This window comes from Ruegeria spongiae (assembly GCF_023502395.1).
Lineage (GTDB): Bacteria > Pseudomonadota > Alphaproteobacteria > Rhodobacterales > Rhodobacteraceae > Ruegeria_C > Ruegeria_C spongiae.
This window is the reverse complement of record NZ_JAMFMB010000010.1, coordinates 18,749-41,927: the sequence shown is the minus strand read 5'-3', so window position 1 is coordinate 41,927 and position 23,179 is coordinate 18,749. Positions and strand designations below refer to the sequence as shown.

General features: G+C 62.8%; 22 protein-coding genes. 6 read left to right on the top strand and 16 right to left on the bottom strand.

Translation table 11 applies throughout. The features are described from left to right. The first annotated feature begins 7 nt into the window (after positions 1–7). Entirely contained in the window at positions 8–484 is a 477-nt protein-coding gene (locus M3P21_RS09640) for a class I SAM-dependent methyltransferase (protein ID WP_249709624.1), read from the top strand. Between the two features lie 93 nt (positions 485–577). Continuing rightward, positions 578–1,267, top strand: a complete 690-nt coding sequence (gene rpe / locus M3P21_RS09635) for a ribulose-phosphate 3-epimerase (RefSeq protein WP_249709623.1) — start codon at positions 578–580, stop codon at positions 1,265–1,267. On the opposite strand, the gene M3P21_RS09630 is transcribed toward rpe, so the two are convergent. From M3P21_RS09630 to M3P21_RS09610, 5 genes are read right to left on the bottom strand one after another with little or no spacing between them, the layout of a single operon-like run. Next, entirely contained in the window at positions 1,258–2,487 is a 1,230-nt protein-coding gene (locus M3P21_RS09630) for a Tm-1-like ATP-binding domain-containing protein (RefSeq protein WP_249709611.1), read from the bottom strand. The genes rpe and M3P21_RS09630 overlap by 10 nt on opposite strands. 8 nt (positions 2,488–2,495) lie before the next feature. Next, positions 2,496–3,938 carry an aldehyde dehydrogenase gene (locus M3P21_RS09625; protein WP_249709775.1) on the bottom strand — a complete coding sequence of 481 codons (1,443 nt, stop codon included), beginning with the start codon at positions 3,936–3,938 and terminating at the stop codon, positions 2,496–2,498. Then, positions 3,845–5,464 (bottom strand): tripartite tricarboxylate transporter permease, encoded by a 1,620-nt coding sequence (locus M3P21_RS09620; RefSeq protein ID WP_249709609.1) that lies wholly within the window; start codon positions 5,462–5,464, stop codon positions 3,845–3,847. The genes M3P21_RS09625 and M3P21_RS09620 overlap by 94 nt, the downstream gene beginning before the upstream one ends. Next, positions 5,464–5,994 (bottom strand): tripartite tricarboxylate transporter TctB family protein, encoded by a 531-nt coding sequence (locus M3P21_RS09615; protein ID WP_249709608.1) that lies wholly within the window; start codon positions 5,992–5,994, stop codon positions 5,464–5,466. Before M3P21_RS09615 ends, M3P21_RS09620 begins: the two co-directional genes overlap by 1 nt. Positions 5,995–6,047: 53 nt before the next feature. Then, positions 6,048–6,986: a tripartite tricarboxylate transporter substrate binding protein gene (locus tag M3P21_RS09610; protein ID WP_249709606.1), complete on the bottom strand. Its 939-nt coding sequence runs from the start codon at positions 6,984–6,986 to the stop codon at positions 6,048–6,050. A gap of 167 nt (positions 6,987–7,153) precedes the next feature. Between M3P21_RS09610 and M3P21_RS09605 the strand changes: the two genes are divergently transcribed. Both M3P21_RS09605 and M3P21_RS09600 read left to right on the top strand, forming a co-directional pair. Beyond that, positions 7,154–7,933 (top strand): IclR family transcriptional regulator, encoded by a 780-nt coding sequence (locus tag M3P21_RS09605; protein WP_249709605.1) that lies wholly within the window; start codon positions 7,154–7,156, stop codon positions 7,931–7,933. Positions 7,934–7,952: 19 nt separating this feature from the next. Continuing rightward, positions 7,953–9,308, top strand: coding sequence for an aspartate aminotransferase family protein (locus M3P21_RS09600; protein WP_249709603.1), 1,356 nt, complete (start codon positions 7,953–7,955; stop codon positions 9,306–9,308). A 4-nt stretch (positions 9,309–9,312) separates the two neighbouring features. Here M3P21_RS09600 and M3P21_RS09595 read toward each other — a convergent pair whose 3' ends face one another. Together M3P21_RS09595 and M3P21_RS09590 are read right to left on the bottom strand one after the other, a co-directional pair. After that, complete coding sequence (locus tag M3P21_RS09595) at positions 9,313–10,602, bottom strand: type I glutamate--ammonia ligase (RefSeq protein ID WP_249709602.1); 1,290 nt, start codon at positions 10,600–10,602, stop codon at positions 9,313–9,315. A 34-nt stretch (positions 10,603–10,636) separates the two neighbouring features. Then, positions 10,637–11,896, bottom strand: coding sequence for a cytochrome P450 (locus M3P21_RS09590; protein WP_249709599.1), 1,260 nt, complete (start codon positions 11,894–11,896; stop codon positions 10,637–10,639). A gap of 80 nt (positions 11,897–11,976) precedes the next feature. On the opposite strand from M3P21_RS09590, the gene M3P21_RS09585 reads away from it, so the two are divergent. After that, positions 11,977–12,690, top strand: a complete 714-nt coding sequence (locus M3P21_RS09585; RefSeq protein ID WP_249709597.1) for a type 1 glutamine amidotransferase — start codon at positions 11,977–11,979, stop codon at positions 12,688–12,690. Between the two features lie 26 nt (positions 12,691–12,716). Here the strand turns inward: M3P21_RS09585 and M3P21_RS09580 are convergent, their stop codons facing one another. Then, positions 12,717–13,367: a GntR family transcriptional regulator gene (locus M3P21_RS09580; RefSeq protein ID WP_249709594.1), complete on the bottom strand. Its 651-nt coding sequence runs from the start codon at positions 13,365–13,367 to the stop codon at positions 12,717–12,719. 431 nt (positions 13,368–13,798) lie between these two features. Here M3P21_RS09580 and M3P21_RS09575 point away from each other — a divergent pair, with 431 nt between their 5' ends. After that, positions 13,799–14,017, top strand: coding sequence for a DUF1127 domain-containing protein (locus M3P21_RS09575; protein ID WP_249709591.1), 219 nt, complete (start codon positions 13,799–13,801; stop codon positions 14,015–14,017). Between the two features lie 5 nt (positions 14,018–14,022). Here M3P21_RS09575 and M3P21_RS09570 read toward each other — a convergent pair whose 3' ends face one another. The 8 genes from M3P21_RS09570 to M3P21_RS09535 all read right to left on the bottom strand — a co-directional run bounded on the left by M3P21_RS09570 (position 14,023) and on the right by M3P21_RS09535 (position 23,111). Then, positions 14,023–15,297: an aspartate aminotransferase family protein gene (locus M3P21_RS09570; protein ID WP_249709589.1), complete on the bottom strand. Its 1,275-nt coding sequence runs from the start codon at positions 15,295–15,297 to the stop codon at positions 14,023–14,025. Positions 15,298–15,306: 9 nt separating this feature from the next. After that, positions 15,307–16,410: a mandelate racemase/muconate lactonizing enzyme family protein gene (locus tag M3P21_RS09565; RefSeq protein WP_249709587.1), complete on the bottom strand. Its 1,104-nt coding sequence runs from the start codon at positions 16,408–16,410 to the stop codon at positions 15,307–15,309. A gap of 94 nt (positions 16,411–16,504) precedes the next feature. Next, a complete protein-coding gene (locus M3P21_RS09560) occupies positions 16,505–17,620 on the bottom strand; it encodes a mandelate racemase/muconate lactonizing enzyme family protein (protein WP_249709585.1) in 1,116 nt (371 codons plus the stop codon). Further along, positions 17,617–17,901 (bottom strand): cupin domain-containing protein, encoded by a 285-nt coding sequence (locus M3P21_RS09555; RefSeq protein ID WP_249709583.1) that lies wholly within the window; start codon positions 17,899–17,901, stop codon positions 17,617–17,619. The genes M3P21_RS09560 and M3P21_RS09555 overlap by 4 nt, the downstream gene beginning before the upstream one ends. Then, positions 17,898–19,004 carry a mandelate racemase/muconate lactonizing enzyme family protein gene (locus tag M3P21_RS09550; protein WP_249709581.1) on the bottom strand — a complete coding sequence of 369 codons (1,107 nt, stop codon included), beginning with the start codon at positions 19,002–19,004 and terminating at the stop codon, positions 17,898–17,900. Before M3P21_RS09550 ends, M3P21_RS09555 begins: the two co-directional genes overlap by 4 nt. Then, complete coding sequence (locus M3P21_RS09545) at positions 19,001–19,582, bottom strand: dimethylsulfonioproprionate lyase family protein (protein ID WP_249709579.1); 582 nt, start codon at positions 19,580–19,582, stop codon at positions 19,001–19,003. The genes M3P21_RS09550 and M3P21_RS09545 overlap by 4 nt, the downstream gene beginning before the upstream one ends. Beyond that, a complete protein-coding gene (locus M3P21_RS09540; RefSeq protein ID WP_249709576.1) occupies positions 19,579–20,661 on the bottom strand; it encodes an alcohol dehydrogenase family protein in 1,083 nt (360 codons plus the stop codon). Before M3P21_RS09540 ends, M3P21_RS09545 begins: the two co-directional genes overlap by 4 nt. Then, positions 20,658–23,111 (bottom strand): FAD-dependent oxidoreductase, encoded by a 2,454-nt coding sequence (locus tag M3P21_RS09535; protein ID WP_249709575.1) that lies wholly within the window; start codon positions 23,109–23,111, stop codon positions 20,658–20,660. Before M3P21_RS09535 ends, M3P21_RS09540 begins: the two co-directional genes overlap by 4 nt. Between the last annotated feature and the right edge of the window lie 68 nt (positions 23,112–23,179).

Here is a 23,179-nt window from a genome sequence, read left to right as displayed (position 1 = left end):
CCTAGACATGAGCCGACTGGATTCGATGCTGCGCAGGCTGAGCGCCCAGCGCGACGGGCTGAACTGGGCCGCCGCCCAGATCGCGGACCAGCCCGGCGAGGTGCTGGACATGGGGCTGGGCAATGGCCGCACCTATGATCACCTGCGTGAAATCCTGCCCGACCGCCGCATCCGGGTGATGGACCGGGTGCTGGCCTGCCACCCCTCCTGCACGCCGCCCGAAGAGGATTTCCTGCTGGGCGAGGCTGAACCGATGCTGCAACACCTCGCCGCAGAAGGCGTGCAGGTCATCCTGGCCCATTACGATTTCGGGCGCGGGATCAAGAAAGACGATGTGGCCGAGGCCGCCCGCCTCAGCCCGCTGATCGCCAAGATTATGGCCCCCGGCGCATTGCTGGTCTCGGGCCAGCCGCTGGTGGGGTTCGAGCAGATCAGCGGCCCCGACACGATCGCCAAGGACCGCTATCTGTTCTACCGGGCCTGAGCACGACAAATTCCCGGCCTACCCCTATCGCCGCGCCCAGCCAGCCTATATATGCCTGCCAAATCCAGATGCCCCAGATCCCGAGGTGCCGCCATGAGCTTTGACCGCAACATCAAGATCGCCCCGTCGATCCTCGCCGCTAATTTCGCCAATTTCGGGGCCGAATGCGAGGCGATCGAGGCGCAGGGCGCCGATTGGGTGCATGTGGATGTGATGGACGGGCATTTCGTGCCCAACATCACCTTTGGGCCGGCCACCTGTGCGGCCATCCGCAAGCACATCAAGGGCGTGATGGACGTGCATCTGATGATCGCCCCGGTCGATCCCTATATCGACGCTTTCGCGCAGGCGGGCGCTGATGTGATCACCGCCCATGTCGAGGCCGGACCGCATATCCACCGCACCCTGCAAGCGATCCGGGCAACCGGGGCCAAGGCGGGTGTCGCGCTCAACCCCGGCACCCCGGCTGACGCGGTGGCAGAGCTGCTGGACCTCACCGATCTGATCTGCGTGATGACGGTGAACCCCGGCTTTGGCGGGCAGAAATTCATCGACATGAGCAACAAGATCCGCGCCTTGCGCGCCATGATCGGCGACCGCCCGGTGCATATCGAAATCGATGGCGGCGTCGACGTGAACACCGCGCCGCTGGTGGCTCAGTCCGGGGCTGATGTGCTGGTGGCCGGATCAGCGGTGTTCCGGGGCGGCTCGGTCAGCGCGCCCGAGGGGTACGGAGAAAACATCCGCAATATCCGCGCCGCCGCCGCAGGGGTCTATGCCTGAGCGGCGATCACGCCACGCGCCACCCAATCGTCGAATACCTCCAGAACGCGCGCGCTGAAGGCGTCGTCATTGATATGTGCGTCCAGGGCATGCAGCTCGGCATTGTCCGGCAGCGCCGTCTCAATCTCGGAGCAGAAGGCGGCAAGCCCTCGGGCATCGTGCAAATCACCACCGGGGCGATCCCATTCGTTGCAGCCGCCGCGCGGCAGCAGGAAAGCCACCGGCGCGGTTGCCTGCGCCAGTTTCTCCGACAGTGCCCGCGCCACCTGCCGCCGCTCCTCAGCGTTCAGCACCGCCGAGGTCAGCAACCGGTTATGGGCATGGACCGGGCGATCACGGAAGGCTTCCGGCAAGGGTTGCCACCCGACAATATCAACCAGATCATAGCAACCCGGCGCCACCAGTTGTGGAATACCCGCGCGGCCTGCATTGGTCATCCGGTCCTCACCCGCCGATAGCCCGCCGAACAGGTGATTGGACACCTCCTGCGGGGCGAAATCCATGACGGCGGCAAACGCACCCTCCGCCGCCAGGCTTTCGAACGCCCGCCCGCCCATGCCGGTGGCGTGGAACACCGCGACCTCAAACCCGCGCGCCTCCAGCGCCGGTTTCAGCGTCACCATGTAGCGCAGCACGGTCTTGCCAAAGCTGGTCATGCCGATCAGGGGCCGGTCGCGTTTGGGCGGTTCCACCGCTTGGGCCGCACCCAAAACCGCGCCTGCGGCTTGGGAAAGCGATGCCTTGCAAATCGAGTTCAGCCCATAAAGCCCGCCCGCCCACAGGATCATCTGAACATCCGCGGGCAGCCGTTCCGGCGGCATCAAAGGCGAGAAAGACACGGTCGAGACGATGTATTTCGGCACACCCACCGGCAGAGCCGCGCACAGATCCAGCGCCAGATCGGTGCCCATGGTGCCGCCCAGCACGATCACCCCGTCGATGCGGCCCGCCCGATAAAGCTCCAGCGCCTTGGCGGCGGCCCCCTTGGCCATGATCTGCATCGCGGTATTTTCATCACCCGATGCGATGGCGGCCTGAATGGAGCTACCACCCGCCTCGGCCACCGCGTGTTTGGAGACATCCGTGGGCTGCGAGGGGTCGCCAAGCACGCTGACATCCATCGACAACACATTGCCGCCCTGCCCGCCGATCACCTCAGCGATGTAATGCAGTTCCTCATCCTTGGTGTCATAGGTGCCAGCGACCAGTATCGTTTTCATGTCATCCCTCACAACTGTATCCATGCGGTCTTGAGATCCACGAATTTATCCAGCGCATGCAGGGACTTGTCATGCCCGTTGCCGGATTGCCCGACACCGCCCAGAGGCACGGTATTATCCGCCCCGCCATAGGTGTTCACATGCACGACGCCTGCCCGAATGCCCGCCACCATGCGATGCGCCCGGCCGAGGTCCGAGGTCCAGACACCCGAGGCCAGCCCGAAATCGGTGGCATTGGCAAGGCGCAGCGCCTCGTCCTCGGTCTCGAATTTGGTGACCGACAGGACCGGGCCAAAGACCTCGCGCTGGAATAGCACCGCGTCCGGCATCACATGGGTCACGATGGTCGGCGCCATATAGGTGCCTCCCGTCTCGGTCAGAATCCGCGCGCCTCCGGTGAGGATACGGCCGCCTTCTGCCTGTGCCATTTCCATGAAGGAGAGGTTGCGGGCCAACTGCGCGTCGGAATTGACCGCGCCGATCTGGCTGTTCAGGTCGAGCGGGTCGCCGACGCGCAACGCCTGGGCCTCGGCTTTCAGCAGATCGACAAATTCGTCATGAACCGATGCCTCGACCAACAGGCGCGAGCCTGCCACGCAGACCTGCCCGGAATTGCGGAAAATGCCCATGGCCGACACTTTGGCCGCCTTGGCCAGATCAGGCGAATCCGCAAACACGATATTGGGCGATTTCCCCCCCAACTCCAGATAGATGCGCTTGAGGTTCGATTGCGCCGAAGCCTCCATCAAACGCCGGCCCGTTTCTCCTGATCCGGTGAAGGTGAGCACATCCACGCCCATCGAGCGCGACAGCGCCGCGCCGGTCTCCCCCCCGGTGCCAGTGGCCACGTTCAGCACCCCGTCGGGCAAGCCGCATTCGGCGCAGATCTCGGCCAGCCGCAACAATGACAACGAGGCCGTTTCAGCCGGTTTCAGCACCACCGAATTGCCCATCGCCAAGGCGGGCGCAAGTTTCCACGCGCCGATCATCAGCGGGAAGTTCCACGGCACGATGGCCGCCACCACGCCGACCGGCACCCGATGCACCAACCCCAACACGTCCGGCGCAGTGGGCGCGACCTCGCCCGCGAGCTTGTCCAATGCCTCGGCATAATAGCGGAACGTGCCCGCCGCCGATCCGGGTTCGGCCTTGAGGGCCATGGTGAACTCTGTGCCATTGTCACGCACGCCAAGCACCGCCAGTTCCAGCGCCTCAGCCTCGATCCGGTCGGCGATCTTGTGCAGCACCTTCTTGCGGGCGGCAGGCGCCAGCCGTGACCAGCGCCCATCCTCAAAGGCGGCGCGCGCCGAGGCCACTGCGCGCTCCACATCCCGCCCGGACGCGCCCGAAAGCGTGGTCAGAACAGATCCGTCAATCGGCGAAGTAACTTCGAGTGGCGCGCCCGTACCTTCTTGCCATGATCCTTCAAGAAAGAGTTTCTGCGGCGCCACAGGAGCCCACCGAAGCGCGTCGATGCTGTTTTGGTCTGCCATTCGGCCTCCTTCAGTTCCTTGCGGTCCTTCAGCACGCGGATGATGTGGACCAGCAGAACGATGATGATGAGTAGAAACAGGATGAAAGCGACGGGGCGGTCGATGAAATCCAGCGGCTCTTTCACCCGTGCCATGCCGGCGCGCAGCTTGACCTCCATGATCCCGCCCAGAACCATGCCGAGGATGATCGGCACCGCAGGCAGGGACAGTCGTTTGAGGACATAGCCGACCACGCCGAAGATCGCGGCGAGGATGCAGTCGATCACCGAGTTCCGCAAGGAATAGACCCCCACAAAGCTGAGCGTCAGGATGCAGACGCCCAGGAACCGGTTCGGGATGCGGACCACCTGGATCAGCGATTTGGTCGCCACCAGCAAGAAGGCCAACACCAGCACATTGAGAATGAGCAGCGCCAGATACAGCGCCACCACGAAATCCATCTGGTTCTGGAACAGCCCCGGTCCCGGCACCACGTTATGCACGTAAAACACGCTCAGCATCATCGCCGTCAACGCCTCGCCCGGAATACCCAGCGCCAGCAGCGGTACCATGGCGGCGGCAGGCACGGCGTTGTTGGCGGTTTCCGCCGCGATCAGCCCCTCCGACGAACCATTTCCGAAATCCTGTGGGCGTTTCGAGGTTTTCTGCGCATAGGTGTAGGACATGAACTGCGCGGTGAATTCACCGACGCCGGGGATCATCCCCATCAGCACGCCGAAACTGGCCGAGACACTGGCGACGCGCGGGTGCCGCGTCAGTTCCCGCATCCCCTGAAACATACCGCCGTGCAGCTTGGTGAGGCGGATTTTCTCGTCATCCGAAGTGAGCAGCACAAAGGCCTGGCTCAGCGCAAACAGCCCCAGAACCACCACGATCAGGTTGATGCCGCCCGACAGGAACGTTTGATCGAATGTGTAGCGCGAGGTGTATTTGACCGGCTCCAGCCCGATGGTTTGTAGAAAGATGCCAAAACAGGCCAGCGCACCGGCGATCAGTGATTGGCCCCGATGGGCAACCACCACCAGCAGGATGCCCAGAAGCGCCGCAAGGAAGATCTCGCGCGAGCCGAACATCGGTGCGATTTTCGCCAATACCGGCGCGAAGAGGATCAGGCAGAGCACCGAGAAAATACCGCCAAAGAAAGACGCTGAATAGGCCAGCGACAGGGCGCGGCGCGGCTCTCCGCGCGCGGTCATCGGATAGCCGTCATAGGTGGTCAGCGCATTGACCGCCGTGCCCGGCGTGTTGATCAGGATGGCAGGGATCGAGCCGCCATACATCGAACTGCCATAAATCCCCAGCAGCACGGTCAGCCCGACAATCGGGTCCATGGAAAAAGTGGCGGGCAGCAGGATCGCGATGGCCACGGCAGGGCCAACGCCGGGAATGGCACCGATCAGCACGCCCCCCACCGACCCTGCCAGCAGGGCCAGCGCCACGTCCCAGCGCATCAGGATGTCTATGGCGGACAGGATAAGATCCATCAGAGATACAGAATAAAGAAGCTGCGAAGCGCACCGGGGAGGTATTCATAGATCGCGCCGCCGGGGATTTTGACGCCCAGCAGCGACTTGAACAGGATCACCACGGCTAAGGCAAACCCGACGCTGATCCACATCATCCGCCTGTCGCGATAGCCCATGCGCCAGGCCAGCGCGGGCACAAAAACCAGGCTGACTGGCAGATAGCCCAAGACCGGCACCAGCAGCACATACCCCATGAACCAACCGGTATATTCCAGCACGGTCAGCCATTTGCGCGCTTCCCACCAGTCATAGCGGGTATTGCGCCACCACGGCAGCCGATAGAGGTGCAGGCCCGCAAGCCCGACCATCCCCAAAAGACCCACGCCGGGCCAGAACCGGGGTTGCGCGAACAACTTCGACCTTTCCACCCATTGGGTCTGCGTGGTGATCTGACTGATCAGCAAGACCGACAGGCCAACAAACCCCAGGGCAAAGATCAACTGACCGCGCCGGGGGCCGACGAAACGGCGTTCACGTTCGGATGTCATGAGAGACTGCGCCCCTGCTTGTGGGACGGGCCAACCCGGCCCGCCCGATAGGGTTACTGGAGGATCTGACCGATCCGGCCCATCGTATCGATATCGTTGGAAATGCGCGTCGTGCTGTCATCGGCGCCCTGCCAATAGACCAGCGCGCCGGTTTCCGCCGCAACCTTCTGGGCGCGCTCACTGGTGACCGTTTCCTTTGCCACCTCGATGATCTTGTCGCGCACATCCTGCGGGGTGTCCTTGGTCACGAAGAGACCATTCCAGAGCGCGATGTTCAGCCCTTCGTCCAGCTCTCCGATCGCGGGCGCGTCGGGCACCAGCGGGATCCGCTCATCGGTGATAGCGGTCAGAACCTTGACGCTGTCCAGGCAGGGCAGGATCAGCTGCAGCGTGGTGTTGATCACATCCGCGTCGCCCGAAGCCAACGTATTGCAATCCAGCGCATCAAAGGCCGCGTCCGAGCCCCATTCGAAACCCGCATTCTTGGCGAATGCCTTGGTCACCTGCGTGGGCGTCAGCACGTCTCCGAAATGGCCCAGCGCCACGTCGTTTTCCTTGGCGTAAGCGGCCAGTTCTTCCATCGAGCTATAGGGCGCGTCGGCGCTGGTGGCGATCACGAAAGGATAGGTCAGGAAGATGCCCAGCGGGTCGAATTTCTCGGGCGTGAGCGGCGCGATGTCGATCTGATGTCCCATCACCGGCACACCGATTACGAAGGACCCGATTGTATAGCCATCGGCCGGAGCGTTCGCGACCTCGATAGCACCGGGGAACGGACCACCGCCGCCGCCGGGCTTGTTCACCACCGCAGCGGCAACGCCGTATTTCTCCTGAAAATCCTCCGCGATCATGCGGGTCAGCACATCTTCCAGATCGCCCGGAGGCCAGGGCACGATGAAGTTGACCGGCTTTTCCGGATATTCGGCCAGCGCCGCCCCTGCCGTCAGGGCAAGGGCCGCCGCCGCGCTCGCGATCTTGGTCTTGAAAGTCATGGTTACCTCCGGGTCCTGTTGAGACGTTATTGGTTCATTATTCGAACCGTTGGTTTGAATTTAGATTGACAGGCCACCCCCTCCTCTGTCAACACTTTCTGCACCGGCGGGGGTTGAACGCCCTGGCCAAAGGATGGAACCGGAACGTCAAAGGGTAATTCCCGGAAATGGGCACAGTCTCCAAGGCACTGTCGTTGCTAAGTTTATTCAACCATGGCCGATTGGAAATCGGGCTGAGTGAACTCACGCGCCTGTCTGGAATGAACAAAGCGACCGTGTATCGGTTATTGAGCGAATTGCAGTCTCAGGGATTCGTCGAGCAGATCGGCACTGACCGCGCCTACCGGCTGGGACCCGAAGTTCTGCGTCTCGCCGCCCTGCGTGAGGCAACGGTGCCGCTGCTGTCCGTGTCACAGGATATCCTGCGGCAGCTTTGCGAGAGCACCGGCGAAACCGCGCATATGTCCATCGTGCAGGGCCGTCAGTTGAACACGCTCACCCATGCTTACAGCCCGCAGCACGGCACCCGCGTCACCATGGAGGACGCCGAGATCCTGTCCTTTCATGGCACTGGGTCGGGGCTGGCCTTCCTGAGCTTTGCCGAGGATGGTTTTGTGGACCAGATCCTCTCGGAACCGCTTGCGGTGCACACGCCCCAGACGCAGACCGACCCGCAGAAATTGCGTATGGCGCTGGCACAGGCGCGCGCCTTGGGCATTGCCGAATCCATCGGCGGGTTCGAGGCCGATGTCCATTCCCACGCCGCACCGATTTTTGGCCCCGATCAGCGCCCCATAGGCGCGCTGGCCGTGGCCGCGCCGATGTCCCGCATGACGCCCGAATTGAAATCAAGAATACGTCGCGAACTGAAAGCCGCAGCGCTTGATCTGACCCAGAGGATCGGCGGGTTCTGCCCGTCCGACTACCCACAGGACCAAGCCGCTTGAACCCCCGGGAGGCCCCCACATGAAAGACAGCAACTTCCTCAAGGAAATGAACGCCCGTTCGGTCTGGCATCCGATGGCGCATCCGGCCGATTGTCAGGCCAACCCGCCCACCATCGTCACCGGCGCCTCGGGCGTGCGGATCAGGGATATTGACGGGCATGAGGTGGTGGATGCGGTTGGCGGGCTATGGAACGTCAATCTCGGGTTTTCCAGCGATCCGATCAAGGCGGCAATCACCGCACAGATGGAACGGTTGCCCTATTACTCGATCTTTCGCGGCACCACCAATGACACGGTGATCCAGCTTGCCGAAGAGCTGCGCGATTTCTTCGAACCCGACGGGTTGAGCCGCGCCTTCTATACCTCGGGTGGCTCCGACAGCGTGGAAACCGCCCTGCGGCTGGCGCGGCAATATCACCAGGTTCGGGGCGAGGCGGGACGCACCAAGTTCCTGAGCCTCAAAAAAGGCTATCATGGCACCCATTTCGGCGGTGCCTCGGTGAATGGCAACGCCAATTTTCGCTCCGCCTATGAGCCGCTTCTGGCCGGGTGCCACCACATTCCCGCCCCCTACACCTATCGCAACCCTTTCGACGAGACCGACCCGAAGCGGTTGGCGCAGCTTTGCCTCTCCATGCTGGAGGATGAGATCGCCATGCAGGGCGCGGGCAGCATCGCCGCCTTCATCATGGAGCCGATCCTGGGCGCAGGCGGGGTGATCCCGCCGCATGAAAGCTTCATGCCGGGCGTGCGCGAGATCTGCACGCGGCACGGCATCCTGCTGATCGCGGATGAGGTCATCACCGCCTTTGGCCGCACCGGCAGTTGGAGCGGGTCCCGCCATTGGGGCGTGCAGCCCGATCTGATGTGCACCGCCAAGGCGATCACCAACGGCTATTTCCCCTTTGGCGCGGTGATGATCGCCGAACATGTGGCGCAGGTGTTCGAGCAGGACGAGACCGGCAAGGCCAATATCGGCCATGGCTACACCTATTCCGGCCACCCGGTCGGAGCCGCCGCCGCGCTGGCCTGTCTGGAAGAGACGATCCGGCTGGACGTGCCGACCAACGCCGCCGCGCGCGGGGCGCAACTGTTCAACGGATTGCAGGCGCTGCAACAGAAATACGAATTGATCGGCGATGTGCGTGGCGGGCACGGGTTGATGTGCGCGCTGGAGCTGGTCTCGGACCGCGCGGCGAAAACGCCCATCGACAAGGCAACCATCGGTAAAGTTCAGGATGGCGCTTATCAGGCGGGCGCAATGGTGCGCATGTCAGGCGCAAACCTGATCATGTCACCGCCACTGGTGCTGACCGAGACGGATGTCGACACGATCCTGACCGCGCTGGATGCGGGGTTTGCCAGCGCGTCCTGACAAATCAGATGAAATAGACATAGAAGTCTCGCAAGGCATCGCCCTCAAGATCGCGGGTTTTGCGGACTTCTTTCTGTTTCATATAGACGTGATTGGCGACCAGTTCCGACCCTACCGCCTGCGCCAGCGCTGTGTCCCGTTCCAGATCAGCCACCGCGCCTTTGAGGTCGATGGCGGTGCCCTCCTTGGCATCCGTGTGATCAAACCCGTCGCCGGTCTCCATCGGTGGTAGCTGATGCCCGTTCTCCACTCCAAGCCGCGCCGCATGCAGCACGGCAGCCACGGCGGTGTATGGATTGGCCGAGGCATCCGCCATCCGGTGTTCCAGCCGCGCCTTGGCCCCGCCTTCGGAGCTGATCCGCGTGGTTACGTTGCGATGATCGCCGCCCCAGTTCTGCCAGAAGCCCGAAAGCGAGCCGGGCTGCAGCCGCAGATAGGAATTGGCGGTCGGCGCGATCAGCCCGGCCAACCCCTTGTGATGATGCAAGAGCCCGCCCAGACAGCCGCGTGCCAGATCGTTCATGTGATCCGGCCCACCGCGCGGCCCCGAGGACAGCGCGTTGCCACCCGCCTCGTCGGTGAAGGAGAAGTTGATATGCATCCCCGATCCGCCGCCCTCGGCAATCGGTTTGGGCATGAAAGTCAGCACGATCCCGTATTCCAGCGCAATCTCGCGCGCCATCAGCCGGAACAGCACGATATCGTCCACCGCCTTGACCGCATCGTCAAAGGTCAGCGTGTATTCGAATTGCGGGCTGTCGAATTCGGCGGTGATCATGTCGAGCGAAAAGCCCATCTCATCCGCCATCGCCCAGATCCGGTCATTGAACCGCAGAGGGTCGGAATAAGGCCCGGTGCCATAGACCACCCCGCCCGGCGCATCATAGGGCATCAGGCGTCCGGCATCATCGGCCTGTAGCGCAAAGGCCTCCAACTCGATCCCGACCTTGGGTGTCAGCCCCTTTTCCTGCCACGCCGCGACCGATCGCTTGAGCGCGCCGCGCGGGCAGAGCGGCAGCAGGCCACCCTCGTCATCATAGAGATCGCCCAGAACGATCTTGGTATCGGCGTGCCAGCTGTCGCGGATATCGTCATGCAGCCATTTCAGCTCCATATCCGGCAGGCCCGCTTTGACCTTGGAGCCCGGCGCATCCAGCAGGTCCTTGTCATAATGGGTCCCGAAGACCGACAGGCAGAACCGGGTGCTGCTGTCAGCGATCTTGGAATTGGGCAGGTATTTGCCCCGCATGATGCTCAGGTGATCGCAGAACAGCGCGCGCAATCGGGTCTTCATGGTCCGGTATCCTCCCTCTCGGATCCTGCGCAGCTTAGGCCAGAGTGACCGTCACCGGCAGTTCCTTTATGCCGCCGACGAAATTCGAGCGCAGAAACCTGTGCGGCCCGGCCGGTTCGATGGCACTGATCCGCTTGGCCAGTTCCTCAAACAGCACCCGCACCTCCAGCCGGGCCAGCCACATGCCCAGACAGACATGCGGGCCACCTTGCCCGAAACTCAGATGGCCCTTCGGGTTGCGGGTCAGATCGACGCGATTGGGATCGTCAAAAACCGCCTCGTCGCGATTGGCCGAGGCCCACCAGTACAGCACCTTGTCGCCCGCCCGGATCGTCTTGCCGTGCATTTCAACATCCTGCGTGGCGGTGCGGCGAAAATAGAGCGCGGGCGTGGCCCAGCGGATGATCTCATCCGGGGCGGTGTCCCAGATATCGCCACCGGCCTGCATCTGCGCCAGAAGTTCGGGTTGGTGACACATGGCCTGAATACCCGCCGCGATCGAATAGCGCGTGGTGTCATTGCCCGCCGCCACGACAAGGCAGAAGAAGTTCCGAAACTCGGTGTCACTGATGACCGAGCCGTCCTTGGCCGGTTGCAGGATCATGTGCAGCACGCCCGACGTGTCGCCGGATTTTTCTTTCGCGGCCATCAACTCCTTGGCATAGGCATACAGCTCGGCCCCGGCGGGTGAGTTGAAGGGCATCATACGGAACTCATCCGTCTCCAGCTTGTCCATCACATGGGCGGTGAAATCGGGGTCGGTATTGGCGATCAGCGCATCACCCTTTTCCACCAGCCAGGGCAGGTCTTCGTCCGGCAGTCCAACGATCCGGCCCAACATCCGCATCGGCAGTTGGCGGGCGATCTCCTTGGTGGCGTCGAAGGTTTCCCGTTGCAGCACGTCATCCAGAATCTCGACACAGATCTGGCGAATGTCCTCTTCGTACTGCGCCATCGTGGTGCGCGAAAACGCCTTGAGCAGCTTCATGCGGCTCTTGCTGTGTTCGGGCGGGTCGGTTTCCTGAAAGGTGCGGCGAGCAAGGTATTCCTCATGGCTCTGATCCTCCATCCGGATTCCGCGCGCCGAGGAAAACACTGCCGCGTTCTTGTTCATCTCGCAGATATCGGCATGCCGGGTCACCGACCAGAAGTCCTGCCCGTCGCCATATTCGGTCCAGTGCAGAGGATCGCCCCGCCGCAACCGCGCAAAGGTATTGTGCGGGGGCCCGTTCACAAAGGCATCATGGCTGGTCAGATCGGCATAGCCGTCGTCGCTTGGCGTCCAGACTGTCATTGACGTCTTCCAAAATTGATTAACATGTGTATATTATTGGATGCTATAAATATGTAAATGAAAAACTTGGGCGCGAAATCATGCATTTGGCAATCCTGATGACCAACACGGACGAAAGCGCCTTTGCGCGGCAGCATCCAAAGGATGGCGAGAAATTCACCGATCTCATCCATCTTGCCCGCCCGGATTGGACCACCGAAGTGTTTGCGGTGAAAGACGGAGTCTTCCCTGGTGACCTGTCAGGGTTTGGCGGCGCAATGATCACCGGCAGCCCGGCCTCGGTCCACGATGAGGCGGATTGGACACGGCGCCTTCTGGACCTGATCCGAGAGATGCATGGGCAAGAGATGCCGATCTTTGGCGCCTGTTACGGCCATCAGGCCATCGCCGTGGCGCTTGGCGGGGCACTGGGTAACAATCCTGTGGGCTGGGTGCATGGCCTTACGCCCAATGAGATCGTCGCGAGGGAAAGCTGGATGGGCCACCTGCCTGACCGCGTCCACCTCTATGCCAGCCATAAGGAACAGGTGACCGAATTGCCCGAAGGCGCGCGCAACCTCATGGCCTCGTCGCAATGCATGACATCGGGTTTTTCACTCGGGACCCATATCTACACCACACAGCACCACCCCGAAATGAGCCCCGGATTTATCGCCGCATTGACCGAGGAAATGGCACCCATGCTGGGCGCTGATCTTGCGCAGCGCGCGCGAACCTCCCTGACCCGCACAGCGGACCAGCAAGACTATGCAGAGAGCATGGCACAGTTTTTCGAACAGGCACGCAACGGTTAAACCGGGACAAAGCGCTTTGTCGCCTCTCAGCCAAGCGCGGCCAGCAAGTCCATCACCGTGACCTGATCAAATTGCACGTGGCGCGTCATGCGCTCTTCGGCCTCCTCGCGCTTGTGATCAAGGATCAGCGTCGCAATCTCGCGATGCTCTCGCGCCGAAGTGCCGATCGAGCCGGGATAGCGGTAGCGCGCGCGGTAATAGGCCAGCAGCTTGCGCGCATGGGTCTTGATCAGGTCGACCAGATAGGGATTGCCCGCGCCCAGCGCCACCAGTTCGTGAAAGCGCAGGTTCAGACGGTAATAGCCATAGGGGTCGTCATCCCCGTTGTCACGCGCATGGGCCTCGCAAGCGGAAACCACCGCCTCCAACTCTGCCGCCTGAGCCGACGACATGCGCCGTGCCGCCAGGCCCGCCGCCTGCCCTTCCAGCCTTGCATGCACTTCGAGAATGGCGAGGAACTCTTCCAGCGTAGGCTTGAACAGTACCGCACCCTTGCGTGGCAGGCGACGGATCAAGCCCACGGTTTCAAGCTGGATGAACGCCTCGCGCACCGGCGTGCGCGACACGTCGTGGCGCGCCATCAGCGCGGCCTCTTCCAGAACGTCACCAGGGTCGAGCCGCCCGGCATCGATATCCGCCAGCACCGCGTTCAGCACCTGTTCAGTTTGGCCTGCCATTGATCCCCGCGTCTTTTGCGGCGCCAGCCTAGGCGGCCAAGAATATTTCCGCAATGCGTCAACTCGGGGCTGCACCGCGTGGCAAGTCCTTGATTAGGTTGACCCGAGGCACGAATTCGCAGGCTCCTATCGCGGCGGTTCATTCCAATGACGTCAGAGAGGCCAGCACTGAGTGATGTATGCGTGATGAACGCAGCATAGCACCGGATGCTCTCGCGCCATTCCTTCTTCAAGGGCGGATGCGCGCGGATTCTGGCACTGACCTGATCCGTCAATGACGACTCCGGCAGCGGTCGATCAAATCGTGACATCGGCAATGCGGATCGCAAGGCTTGCGTCGGCTGCAAGGCGGGCATTCCGGAATGGCCCTTTTCCCTTTTGCGGTTGCAGCATAAATCCACTGCAACTGCAAAAGAGGAGTCTGTGTCGACATGGCCCAGTCCGTTACACATCCGAATGCTCTCGTGCACGCCGGCAAGGCGATCGCCGAGTTTTTCAACGGTATCTTCGAGGCCCTGATCCGGGTCGGCGAAGCGAATTCACGCGTGCGCCGGATCGAAGCGCTTTATGCGATGAGCGACGCGGAGCTCAAGGCGCGTGGTATCCGTCGCGAAAACATCATTCGCGAAGTGATGAACGACTTCATCTGACCCCCTCAGGCAATCGCGGCGGCACCCTTCAGATAGGCTGCCCCGGTCAGGGCGAAATCCTCTTCGGTCAGCGCGAGCGATGGATAGGTCTTGCCCGGTGACTTGAACACGCCGTTCTGCATCAGCACGGCGTTGAACCGTGCCGCCCGCGCGTTGTCGGCACGGAAGACATCGCGATAATCCCTCACAGGCGAGGTCGTGAACACGATCTCGAAAAGGGTGGGATCGCCGACGATCCTGTGCGGTATCTCCTGCACGTCCAGCGCTGCGGACGCCATCTGCATCAGGCGCTTACCATTTGCGCGCAGCCGGTCATACTGCCCGTCGCGGCGCAGGATCTCCATCGTCTTGAGGCCCGCAACCGCCGCCACCGGATTGCCCGAGAGCGTCCCGAGCTGCATCAGCCATTTATCCTCACCTACGGCGGATTTGTCGAAATGCGCCATGATGTCGGCCCGGCCCGCGATTGCCGCCAGCGCAAAGCCCCCGCCGATCACCTTGCCGAGCGTGGCAAGATCGGGCGTAACGCCATATAGCTGCTGCGCACCGCCGTAAGAAAAGCGGAAGCCTGTGACCACCTCGTCATAGATCAGCACGATGCCATAGCGATCGGCCTCGTCGCGCAGCAATTGCAGGAAGCCCGGTTCGGGCGGGATGATCCGCTGCAGCGGCTCGACAATGAGTGCCGCCACCTGATCACCCTGTTCAGCCAGCAGCGAGCGGATGTAATCGGGGTCGTTGAAGGGCGCGATCAACATATCGGCGCGCACGCTGTCGGGGATACCTGCGCTGTCTGGCACGGCCTGGGGGAAATTCACCAACTTTGACGGGGCAAGGCTCATCTGCGCCTCGGCGCTCATGCCGTGATAGCCGCCTTCGAATTTGATGACCTTGTCACGCCCGGTGAAAGCGCGGGCCAGCCGGATGGCATACATGTCCGCTTCGCCCCCCGACGAGACGTACCGCAATTGCTCGGCGCAGGGCACGGCGTTGCAGATCTCTTCGGCGAGTTCAACGGCGCGGGCGTTGTTGGCAAAGAACGTCATGCCCTTGGGCAGTTGCTCGGCCACCGCCTCCAGCACCTCGGGATGGCCATGGCCCAGCAGCATCGGGCCGGAACCGATCAGATAGTCGACATATTCGCGCCCGTCCTCGTCCCAGACCCGGCTGCCCTTGCCGTCGCGGATAAAGACCGACGGGTCGAAATTGCCCAAGCCCCCACCGGGAAGCACGGATTTTGCGCGGTCGATCCAGTCTGCCTGACTGAGGATGTTAAGCATGATGACCTCCTAATCCAGCATCATATCGGGCGGGCCCAGCGCGGCGCGATCGGGGGCCACGCCCAGCCCCACGCCCGCGGGCGGAGCGATCCGTCCGTTGTGGCGAATTGGCCCGGCGGGGGCCAGCCTTGGCGTGACATAGCCCGAGAGGTCACACACATTTGTGACCCGCTCAGGTGCGGTCGCCGCGCCAAGATGCAGCAGGGCGGCGGTGGTGATGTCCGAGCCCCAGGTATCCTCGATGCACATGCGCGCGCCCAGATGATAACACAGGTCTCGCGCCCGCCGCGCCGCAGAGAGCCCGCCGAATTTCGAGAGTTTCAGTGCGACCACATCCATGCAGCCTTTGGCGTGGCCCTCCAGCAGGCTGGCGGTGTCATGGGCGCTTTCGTCCAGCTTCATCGGCAGGCCCGTCGCCACGCGTACCCGGGCGCAATCGTCGATGGTGGCGCAGGGTTGCTCGAGCATCACATCGAGGTCGCGCACGGCGCGCCCGACGCGGGTGGCCTCCAGCGAGGTGGCGCCGCAATTCCAGTCGCCATAGACCAGCGGCCCCGGTCCGACCGCCTCGCGCACCATGCGCAGCCTTGCGACATCGGCCTGCCAATCGGCATCAGCGCCCAGCTTGACCTGAAACTGCGTGATGCCCTGATCCTGCGCCTCACGCGCGATCCGGGCCATCTCTTCCGGGGCGATGCAGGTGATCGAATGATAGAGCGGCATCGTCTCGGCCTGCCGTCCACCCAGCAGCGCATGGAGCGGCAGCCCCGCCACCTGCCCGGTCAGGTCCCAGAGCGCGATATCAATGGCAGATTTGGCGTAGACATGCCCCTGCAGATGTTTGTCCAGCCGCGCCATGACCGCCTCGGGTCCGACCGGGTCCGCGCCCAGCAGGATCGGGGCCATCTCTTGCAGGGCTGGTGCAACGCCTCGGGCGTAAGCGGGCAGGTAGTGCGGGATCGGACAGACCTCGCCCCAGCCAGTGCGTCCCTCGTCCGTTTCGAGCGCCAGCAGAACGGTTTCAACCGTCGCGCATGTTTTGCCACCTGCCATCGCGTATGTCACATGCGCGCTCAACGGTACGTGCCAGAGCGATATGCGGGTGATCTTCACTGTTGCCGCCCAAAGGTTTTGCGCAGCGCTCTGGGCACCGCCCGATTTAGGGCGGCCGCCCCGATCTTGGCCTGCGGCCAAATGAAACGGCGGATCATTGCGGGGCCTTGTAGGTTGCGACTGCGGGACCGATTGCATCTTCGTCCGGCGCAACACCAAGGCCGGGGGTTTCGGGCAGGTGCAGGTGGCCGTCAACGTTGCGGGGGCCGCGCCCGCCGGCGATCTCGGTGGTGATCATGTCCTGACAGGCCCAGACTGCATGGCAGGCATGGTCGGGAATGGTGGCTGCCAGATGCAACGCCTCGGCATCGGCCAGCACGCTGCCGCCGGTGGCCATCACGAACATGTCGATCCCATGGGCCAGTGCGACATCGCGCATCCGGGCGGCCTTGGTCAGACCGCCGACGCGGTTGAGCTTGATGCCGAAGATTTCAGCCAGCCCGTCGCGGGCGATGCGGGTGGCATCCTGAAGCGTGACGAGGCTTTCGTCGACACTGACAGGGGCGCAATGCAGCGGGCGCAGCGCGGCGATATCGTCCAGCGTTTCGCAGGGCTGTTCGAACATCACGCGCAGGTCCTGCGTCGCCTGCATGACACGCAGGGCCTGTTGTCGGCTCCAGCCGCGGTTCACGTCGTAGAGGATGATCTCATCCGGTCTGCGCTGCGCCTCGACATCGCGGATGCGGGCGATGTCGCGTTCCACATCGCCACCGATTTTCACCGAATGGGCGACATAGCCGCGCTGGCGGTAGAGGCCGAGGACCGCGCGGGTCTCTTCGATGGTCTTTGCCCCGACCGAGGAGGCGATGGGACGTGGCGTGCGGGAACCGCCCCCCATCAGATCAGCGATCGGCAGGCCCGCCGCCTGCCCGGCGATGTCCCAGCAGGCCATGTCGATGGGCGATTTGGCATAGAGATGACCGGGCAGCGCCGTATCCATCGCCCGTTCAACCTCAAGCAGCTTGCGCGGGTCGAGGCCGAGGACAAAGCGCGCCATGGTTTCAATCCCGGCGCGGATGCCCGGGCCATGGGCGGGCACATAGGTGTGACCCCAGGGCGTGCCCTCGCCCCAGCCGATCAACCCGGCATCGGTTTCGAGTTTGACCAGCGTCGCATCAAGGCATTCGAATTTCAGCCGCCCGCCGGACAGCCAATAGGGATGCTCCAGCGGCAGATCGACCTGATAGACCGAAATCCGGGTGATCTTCATTTCAACTCCACTTCGACGAAAGACATTGGCGTGTCGCCTGCGTTGATGACGTTGTGCTCGACGCCCTCGTCGCGGCGATAGGCGGTGCCGGCGGGAACGGTGACTTTGGTTGAGCTGCCGTCGGGCAAGTCGAGGCGCATGTGGCAGTCGGTTATGGCGGTGATGACATAATCCATCGCGTGGCGATGCCAGCCGGTTTCGGCACCGGGGGCAAAGTCGAACCGGGTCACCCGGACGCGTGCGTCATCAATCATCAGAGTTGCAGTTGCCTGTTTCGTCATGGTTTAAACTCCTCCACCGGGTCGCCAAGGCTTTCGAAATCCGGCACCACACCCAGGCCCGGCGCGTCTGGCGCATAGAGCTTGCCACCCCGCGCCACGGCCCCACCCACGCCGGTCGAGCGGGTGTTGTAGTTCATCAGGTCGGTGGTGTTGTGCAGGTAACCAGGCGGGGTCGTTGCCGCGAAATGGAACAACGCCGCCGTGGCAATCTCGCCGCCCCAGCTATCTTCTGCCACAACGGGGATGCGGTTTTCGACCAGAAAATCGCGCACCCGGCGCGCCTTGCTGAGCCCGCCGAGGTTCGAGATTTTCAGGCAGACCAGCTCCGCCGCACGATCCGCCACGATGCGCTGCGCCATATGCAGGCCGGTGACGCATTCATCCAGCTTCATCGGCAGATCGATCCGGGCACGCACTTGCAGGCATTCCTCGTAACTGCGGCAGGGCTGTTCGAAGATATAGTCCAGATCACGCGTCGCCCGCGCCACGCGCAGCGCATCATCGACGCGCCAGCCCTGGTTGGCGTCGGCCATGGCTTTCTCACCGGGTTTCAGCAACGGCACGGTGGAGCGGATGCGGTCGATATCCGCAGCCCAGTCGCTGCCGACCTTGATCTGGAACTGGCGGTATCCCTGACCGCGATACCGGTCCATCTCGGCGATGGTGTCTTTGGCCGCTTTCTGCGGCGCGACGCGGTACATCGGTGCGCCGTCGGTCAGCTTTCCGCCCCAGACCGCATGAAGCGGCGCGTTCAGCGATTGTGCCAGAATATCCCAGCAGGCCGCATCGAAGGGCGACTTGGCATAGCCATGCCCCTGCACCAGATGGTCCATAATCTGCTCGATGCGGGCCACGTTGCGGGGATCCTCGCCCAACAGATGCGGGGCCACCAGCCGCGCCAGCGCAGGCACGCCCGCGGAATGGGCCACCATGTAGTTCTCGCCACAGGGGGTGAACTCGCCACATCCCATCAGCCCCGCATCCGTATCGATCACAACGACCGAGGCCATGGCCGTTTCGATCACGTTCCCCGCGCCCCAGGCATAGGCCCCGTCCACATAAGGCAGGCCGGTCTGAAAGATGCGGATGCGGGTGATCTTCATGCCGCGTCCATTTGAGGCAGGCCCGCCATCCCCTCTCCGCGCCACAGGATCAGGGTCAGGATCGGCTGATGGGTGGTGTCCATCGCGTGGCTTTGCCAACTGCCGTGAAACCGGGTCTGGCCAGGGCTTAGGTCGGCCGTATCCCCCTCGACCCTGAACAGCGCACGGCCCGCCAGCGTCAGATACAGCTCTTCGGCCTCATGGCTGTGCCAGCCATAGTTCAGCCCAGCGCCCCAATAGGCGATATAGCCGCGCAGTTGTGTCGAGTGGAAATGCCCCGAAGGACCGAACAACTCGTAATAGCCGTAGCGATTGAGGAAATCGGCACCAACCTCTTCCTCGGAATAGGCAAGCTGCCAGCTTGCCAGATGCGCACTTGCCCGAACCGCGTCTACCAGCGCGTGAGTCTCTGCGGTGCCATTTTGACCAAAATCCGCGACCAGCTCCGTCGCCGGGATCGGGTGTGGCTGCAAACCCGTCGGGATGAGATCGTCGGGCCACGGCGCGTAGGCCGACAGGTCGGGAAGGGTTCGATGCAGCGCGCGGGCGGCTGCGAGTACGTTCTCAAGTGTTGTCACGGGATCACCACGATGTTGCCGGTATGTGATTTGTCGATGAAGGCCTGCTGGGCCTCCTTCAATTCGGCTAACGGATAGGTGGCGGCCAAGGCTGGCCTGATTTGCCCGTTTTCTATGTATTTCACGACATCGAAAAAGTTCTGCGGCGTGTTCACGGTAGAACCGGTGAAGGTCAGGTCGCGCAGGTAGAAAGTGCGCAGGTCAAATTCGACCATCGGTCCGGCGATCGCGCCCGAGCAGGTGTACCGCCCGCCGCGCGCCAGCATGTCGATCAGCCTGGGCCACATCGCACCGCCCACGACATCCGCGACGACGGTGATCTTCTCGCCCTTCAGCGCCGATCTCAGGTTCTCGGGGCTGCGCGGCAGGATGCGGTCGGGCCCAAGTTCCGCAACATCGCGGTGCTTGGCTTCCGAGGCCATGGCGATCACCCGCGCGCCGCGCAGTTTGGACAATTGGATCAGCGCACCACCGACCCCGCCCGAGGCGCCGGGGATCAGCACCGTGTCGCCCCCGTCGACCTGCGCGCGGTCCAGCATCCCTTCGGCGGTAACGTAAGAGCAGCTGAATGTCGCCAGTTCTGCGTCGCTCAGATCAGACTCGATGGGGGCGATGCCCTGCATATCCGCCGTGGTATATTCCGCGAAACCGCCATCACATTCCGACCCGAAATACCCCGCCTTGTCGCGATTCATCGGGTCGTCCCAGTCGCGCAGCCATCCGGCCACGATGACCCGCTTGCCGATCAGGCTCGTATCCGCGCTGTCACCCACGGCCACAACCGTGCCGACGGCGTCTGCGCCCTGAATGCGCGGAAAGGTCAGCGGCGCACCGCCCCACGTGCTGTCCTCGTCATCGAGCTCCGAATGGGCGCCGCCGGTTGTGGCCTCATCCACCGCTTTGGAATACCAGCCGGTGCGGGTATTTACATCGGTGTTGTTCAGTCCGCAGGCCCCGACCCTGATCAGAACCTCCATCGGGCCGGGTTGCGGTACTGGCCAGTCCTCGTGCCATTCGTATTTGTCCAGATCACCATGACCGGTCAGAACCATGGCCTTCATCGTTGCGGGGATCGTCATTCTGCGGCCTCCATGGCGATATCGGTCCGGGGCAAGCGGCTTTGCGGGTCATAGGCAGGTTCGCTCAGAACCCGGCCCCTGCGTGGTGTGCCCGCGATCACAACCTCAAGTTCCGTGCCCGGCACGTTGACTTGCGGCTGGACATAGGCAAAGGCGAGGATCTTGCCGATCGTATGACCGAAAGCGACCGAGGCCGTGGCGCCCACGACCGCGCCATCCAGCAGCACGGCCTCTCCGCCATGGCCGTCGACGATTCCGTCCGGTTCGATTTCAAGATAGGCACAGATCCAGCGCAGGTCAGGGTCCAGCGTTGTGCCCTTGCCCAGATAGTCCTTGTCGGTGCGGGCAAAACGCAGCACGTCGGCCTCGGCCAGCGTGACCTCGTTGGTCAATTCTCCGGCCCCCTTGAAGCCCTTTTCCATCCGCAAGGCGTTCATGGCGAAGGACCCGTAATCGGCGATCCCATACGGCTCACCCGCCGCCCAGAGCGCATCATAGACCGCCAGAGCGTTGTCACGGGGGATGTGCAATTCCCAGCCGAGTTCCCCGGCATAAGACATGCGAAACGCCCAGAGCTTGTGCCCGGCAACCTCGATCTCCTGCGCGGTCAGCCATTTGAATCCGGCATTGCTCAGGTCCGCATCGGTGCAGGCAGACAGGACATCGCGCGCTTTGGGGCCATTCAGGCTCAGCGCCGCCCAGTCGTTGGACCGCAGGATAATGTCGGCGTCTTCGTCCTTGTGATGCTGATTCATGTGATCCAGCAAGCGTTGTTCAAAGAAGGCTGCGCAAACAAGGTAGTACCGCCCCTCGCCCAGCTTCACGAGTGTGGTTTCAAGCTCGATCCGGCCCCGGCGGTTCAGCATGTGGGTCAGGGTGATACCACCGGGTTTTTGCGACATTCGGTTCGCAACCAGCCGATCCAGCAGAGCCTCGGCCCCCGGCCCGATCACCTCGACCTTGGCAAAACCCGAGATATCCATGATCCCCACCCGTTCCCGCACCGCCCTGCATTCGGCCCCGACCATGTCGTGCACCGCGTTGCGGCGAAAGGAATAGTGATCGTGCTGCGCAACGCCGTCTTTGGCAAACCAGCGCGGGCGTTCGTGGCCATAGACCTCTTCATGGACCGCGCCCTTTGCCTTGAGCCGGTCATGGAATGGCGAGGGTTTGACCGGACGCCCCTCCAACCGGTTGAAATGCGGAAACGGGATTTCGTGGCGTAGTTTGTAATCCTCATGCGCCTTGACGACCTGCCAGTCCTTGGTGGCATAGGCCCCAAAGCGGCGCGGGTCATAGTCGCGCATCGAAATATCGGCGGCCCCATGCACCATCCAGCGCGCCAGTTCGCGGGTCAGCCCCGGTCCCCAGCCAATGCCGATCTGGGTGCCGCAGCAGCACCAGTAATTGCGAACCCCGGGGGCCGGTCCGATCAGCGGATTGCCATCCGGCGGATGCGAGATCGCCCCGTGCACATCGCGCGATATCCCCAGATCGGCAAAGATCGGCATCCGGTTCAGGCTTTCCTGCAGCCAGGGCATGACCCGGTCATAATCCGCCTCGAACAACCAGTTTTCGTAATCCCACGGGCAGTGATCGTGCCAGACGGAATTGGCGTTCTCTTTCTCGTAAATCCCGATCAGCCCGCGCTTTTGCTCCATCCGGATATAGCCCGAGACCTTGCGGTCATCGCGGATCACCGGCAGCTCAGAGTCCAGATCGGCAAATTCCGGCACCGGGTCGGTGACGAAGTAGTGATGCGTCATCGAGGTCATCGGCAGTTGCAGCCCCGACCATTCGCCCATCTGCCGCGCATAGGTACCGCCTGCATTCACCACATGCGCGCAGCGGATGGTGCCCTGTTCGGTTTCGACCACCCATTCGCCACTCTCTGCCTGCGTGATGTTGGTCGCCCGGCATTGACGGATGATTTTTGCCCCCAACTGGCGAGCCCCTGCAGCCATGGCCATGGTGACGCCCGAGGGGTCCACATGCCCGTCATCTGGCGTGTGCAACGCGCCCAGAACGCCGTCGAGATTGTAGAACGGGTGCAATTCAGCCACGCGAGACGGCCCGACCAGCTCGATATTAAAGCCCAGCGCCCGGCCCACCGAAAGGGTATGGCGCAGCCAGTCCATCTCATCTTGCGTATAGGCCAGCCGGAACGAGCCGCAGCCATGCCAGGTCACCGCCTGACCGGTCTCGGCCTCAAGCGCACCGGAATAGAGCCCGATATTATAGTCCACGCATTTGCCCAACCCGAAGGAACTGGTCGAATGGGTGATCTGCCCTGCCGCGTGCCACGTGCTGCCACTGGTCAGTTCCGCCTTTTCCAGCAGAACGACATCGCGCCAGCCTTCATGCGCCAGGTGATAGGCCAGGCCCACACCCATCACACCACCGCCGACAATGACCACATGCGCGTGCGAGGGCAGCGTAGTCCCGGACATGGTTTTTCCTCTTCCCGAGTCGCATTTCTGCTCGACAGGCTAATCTTACATCTGTACCATCGTCAATC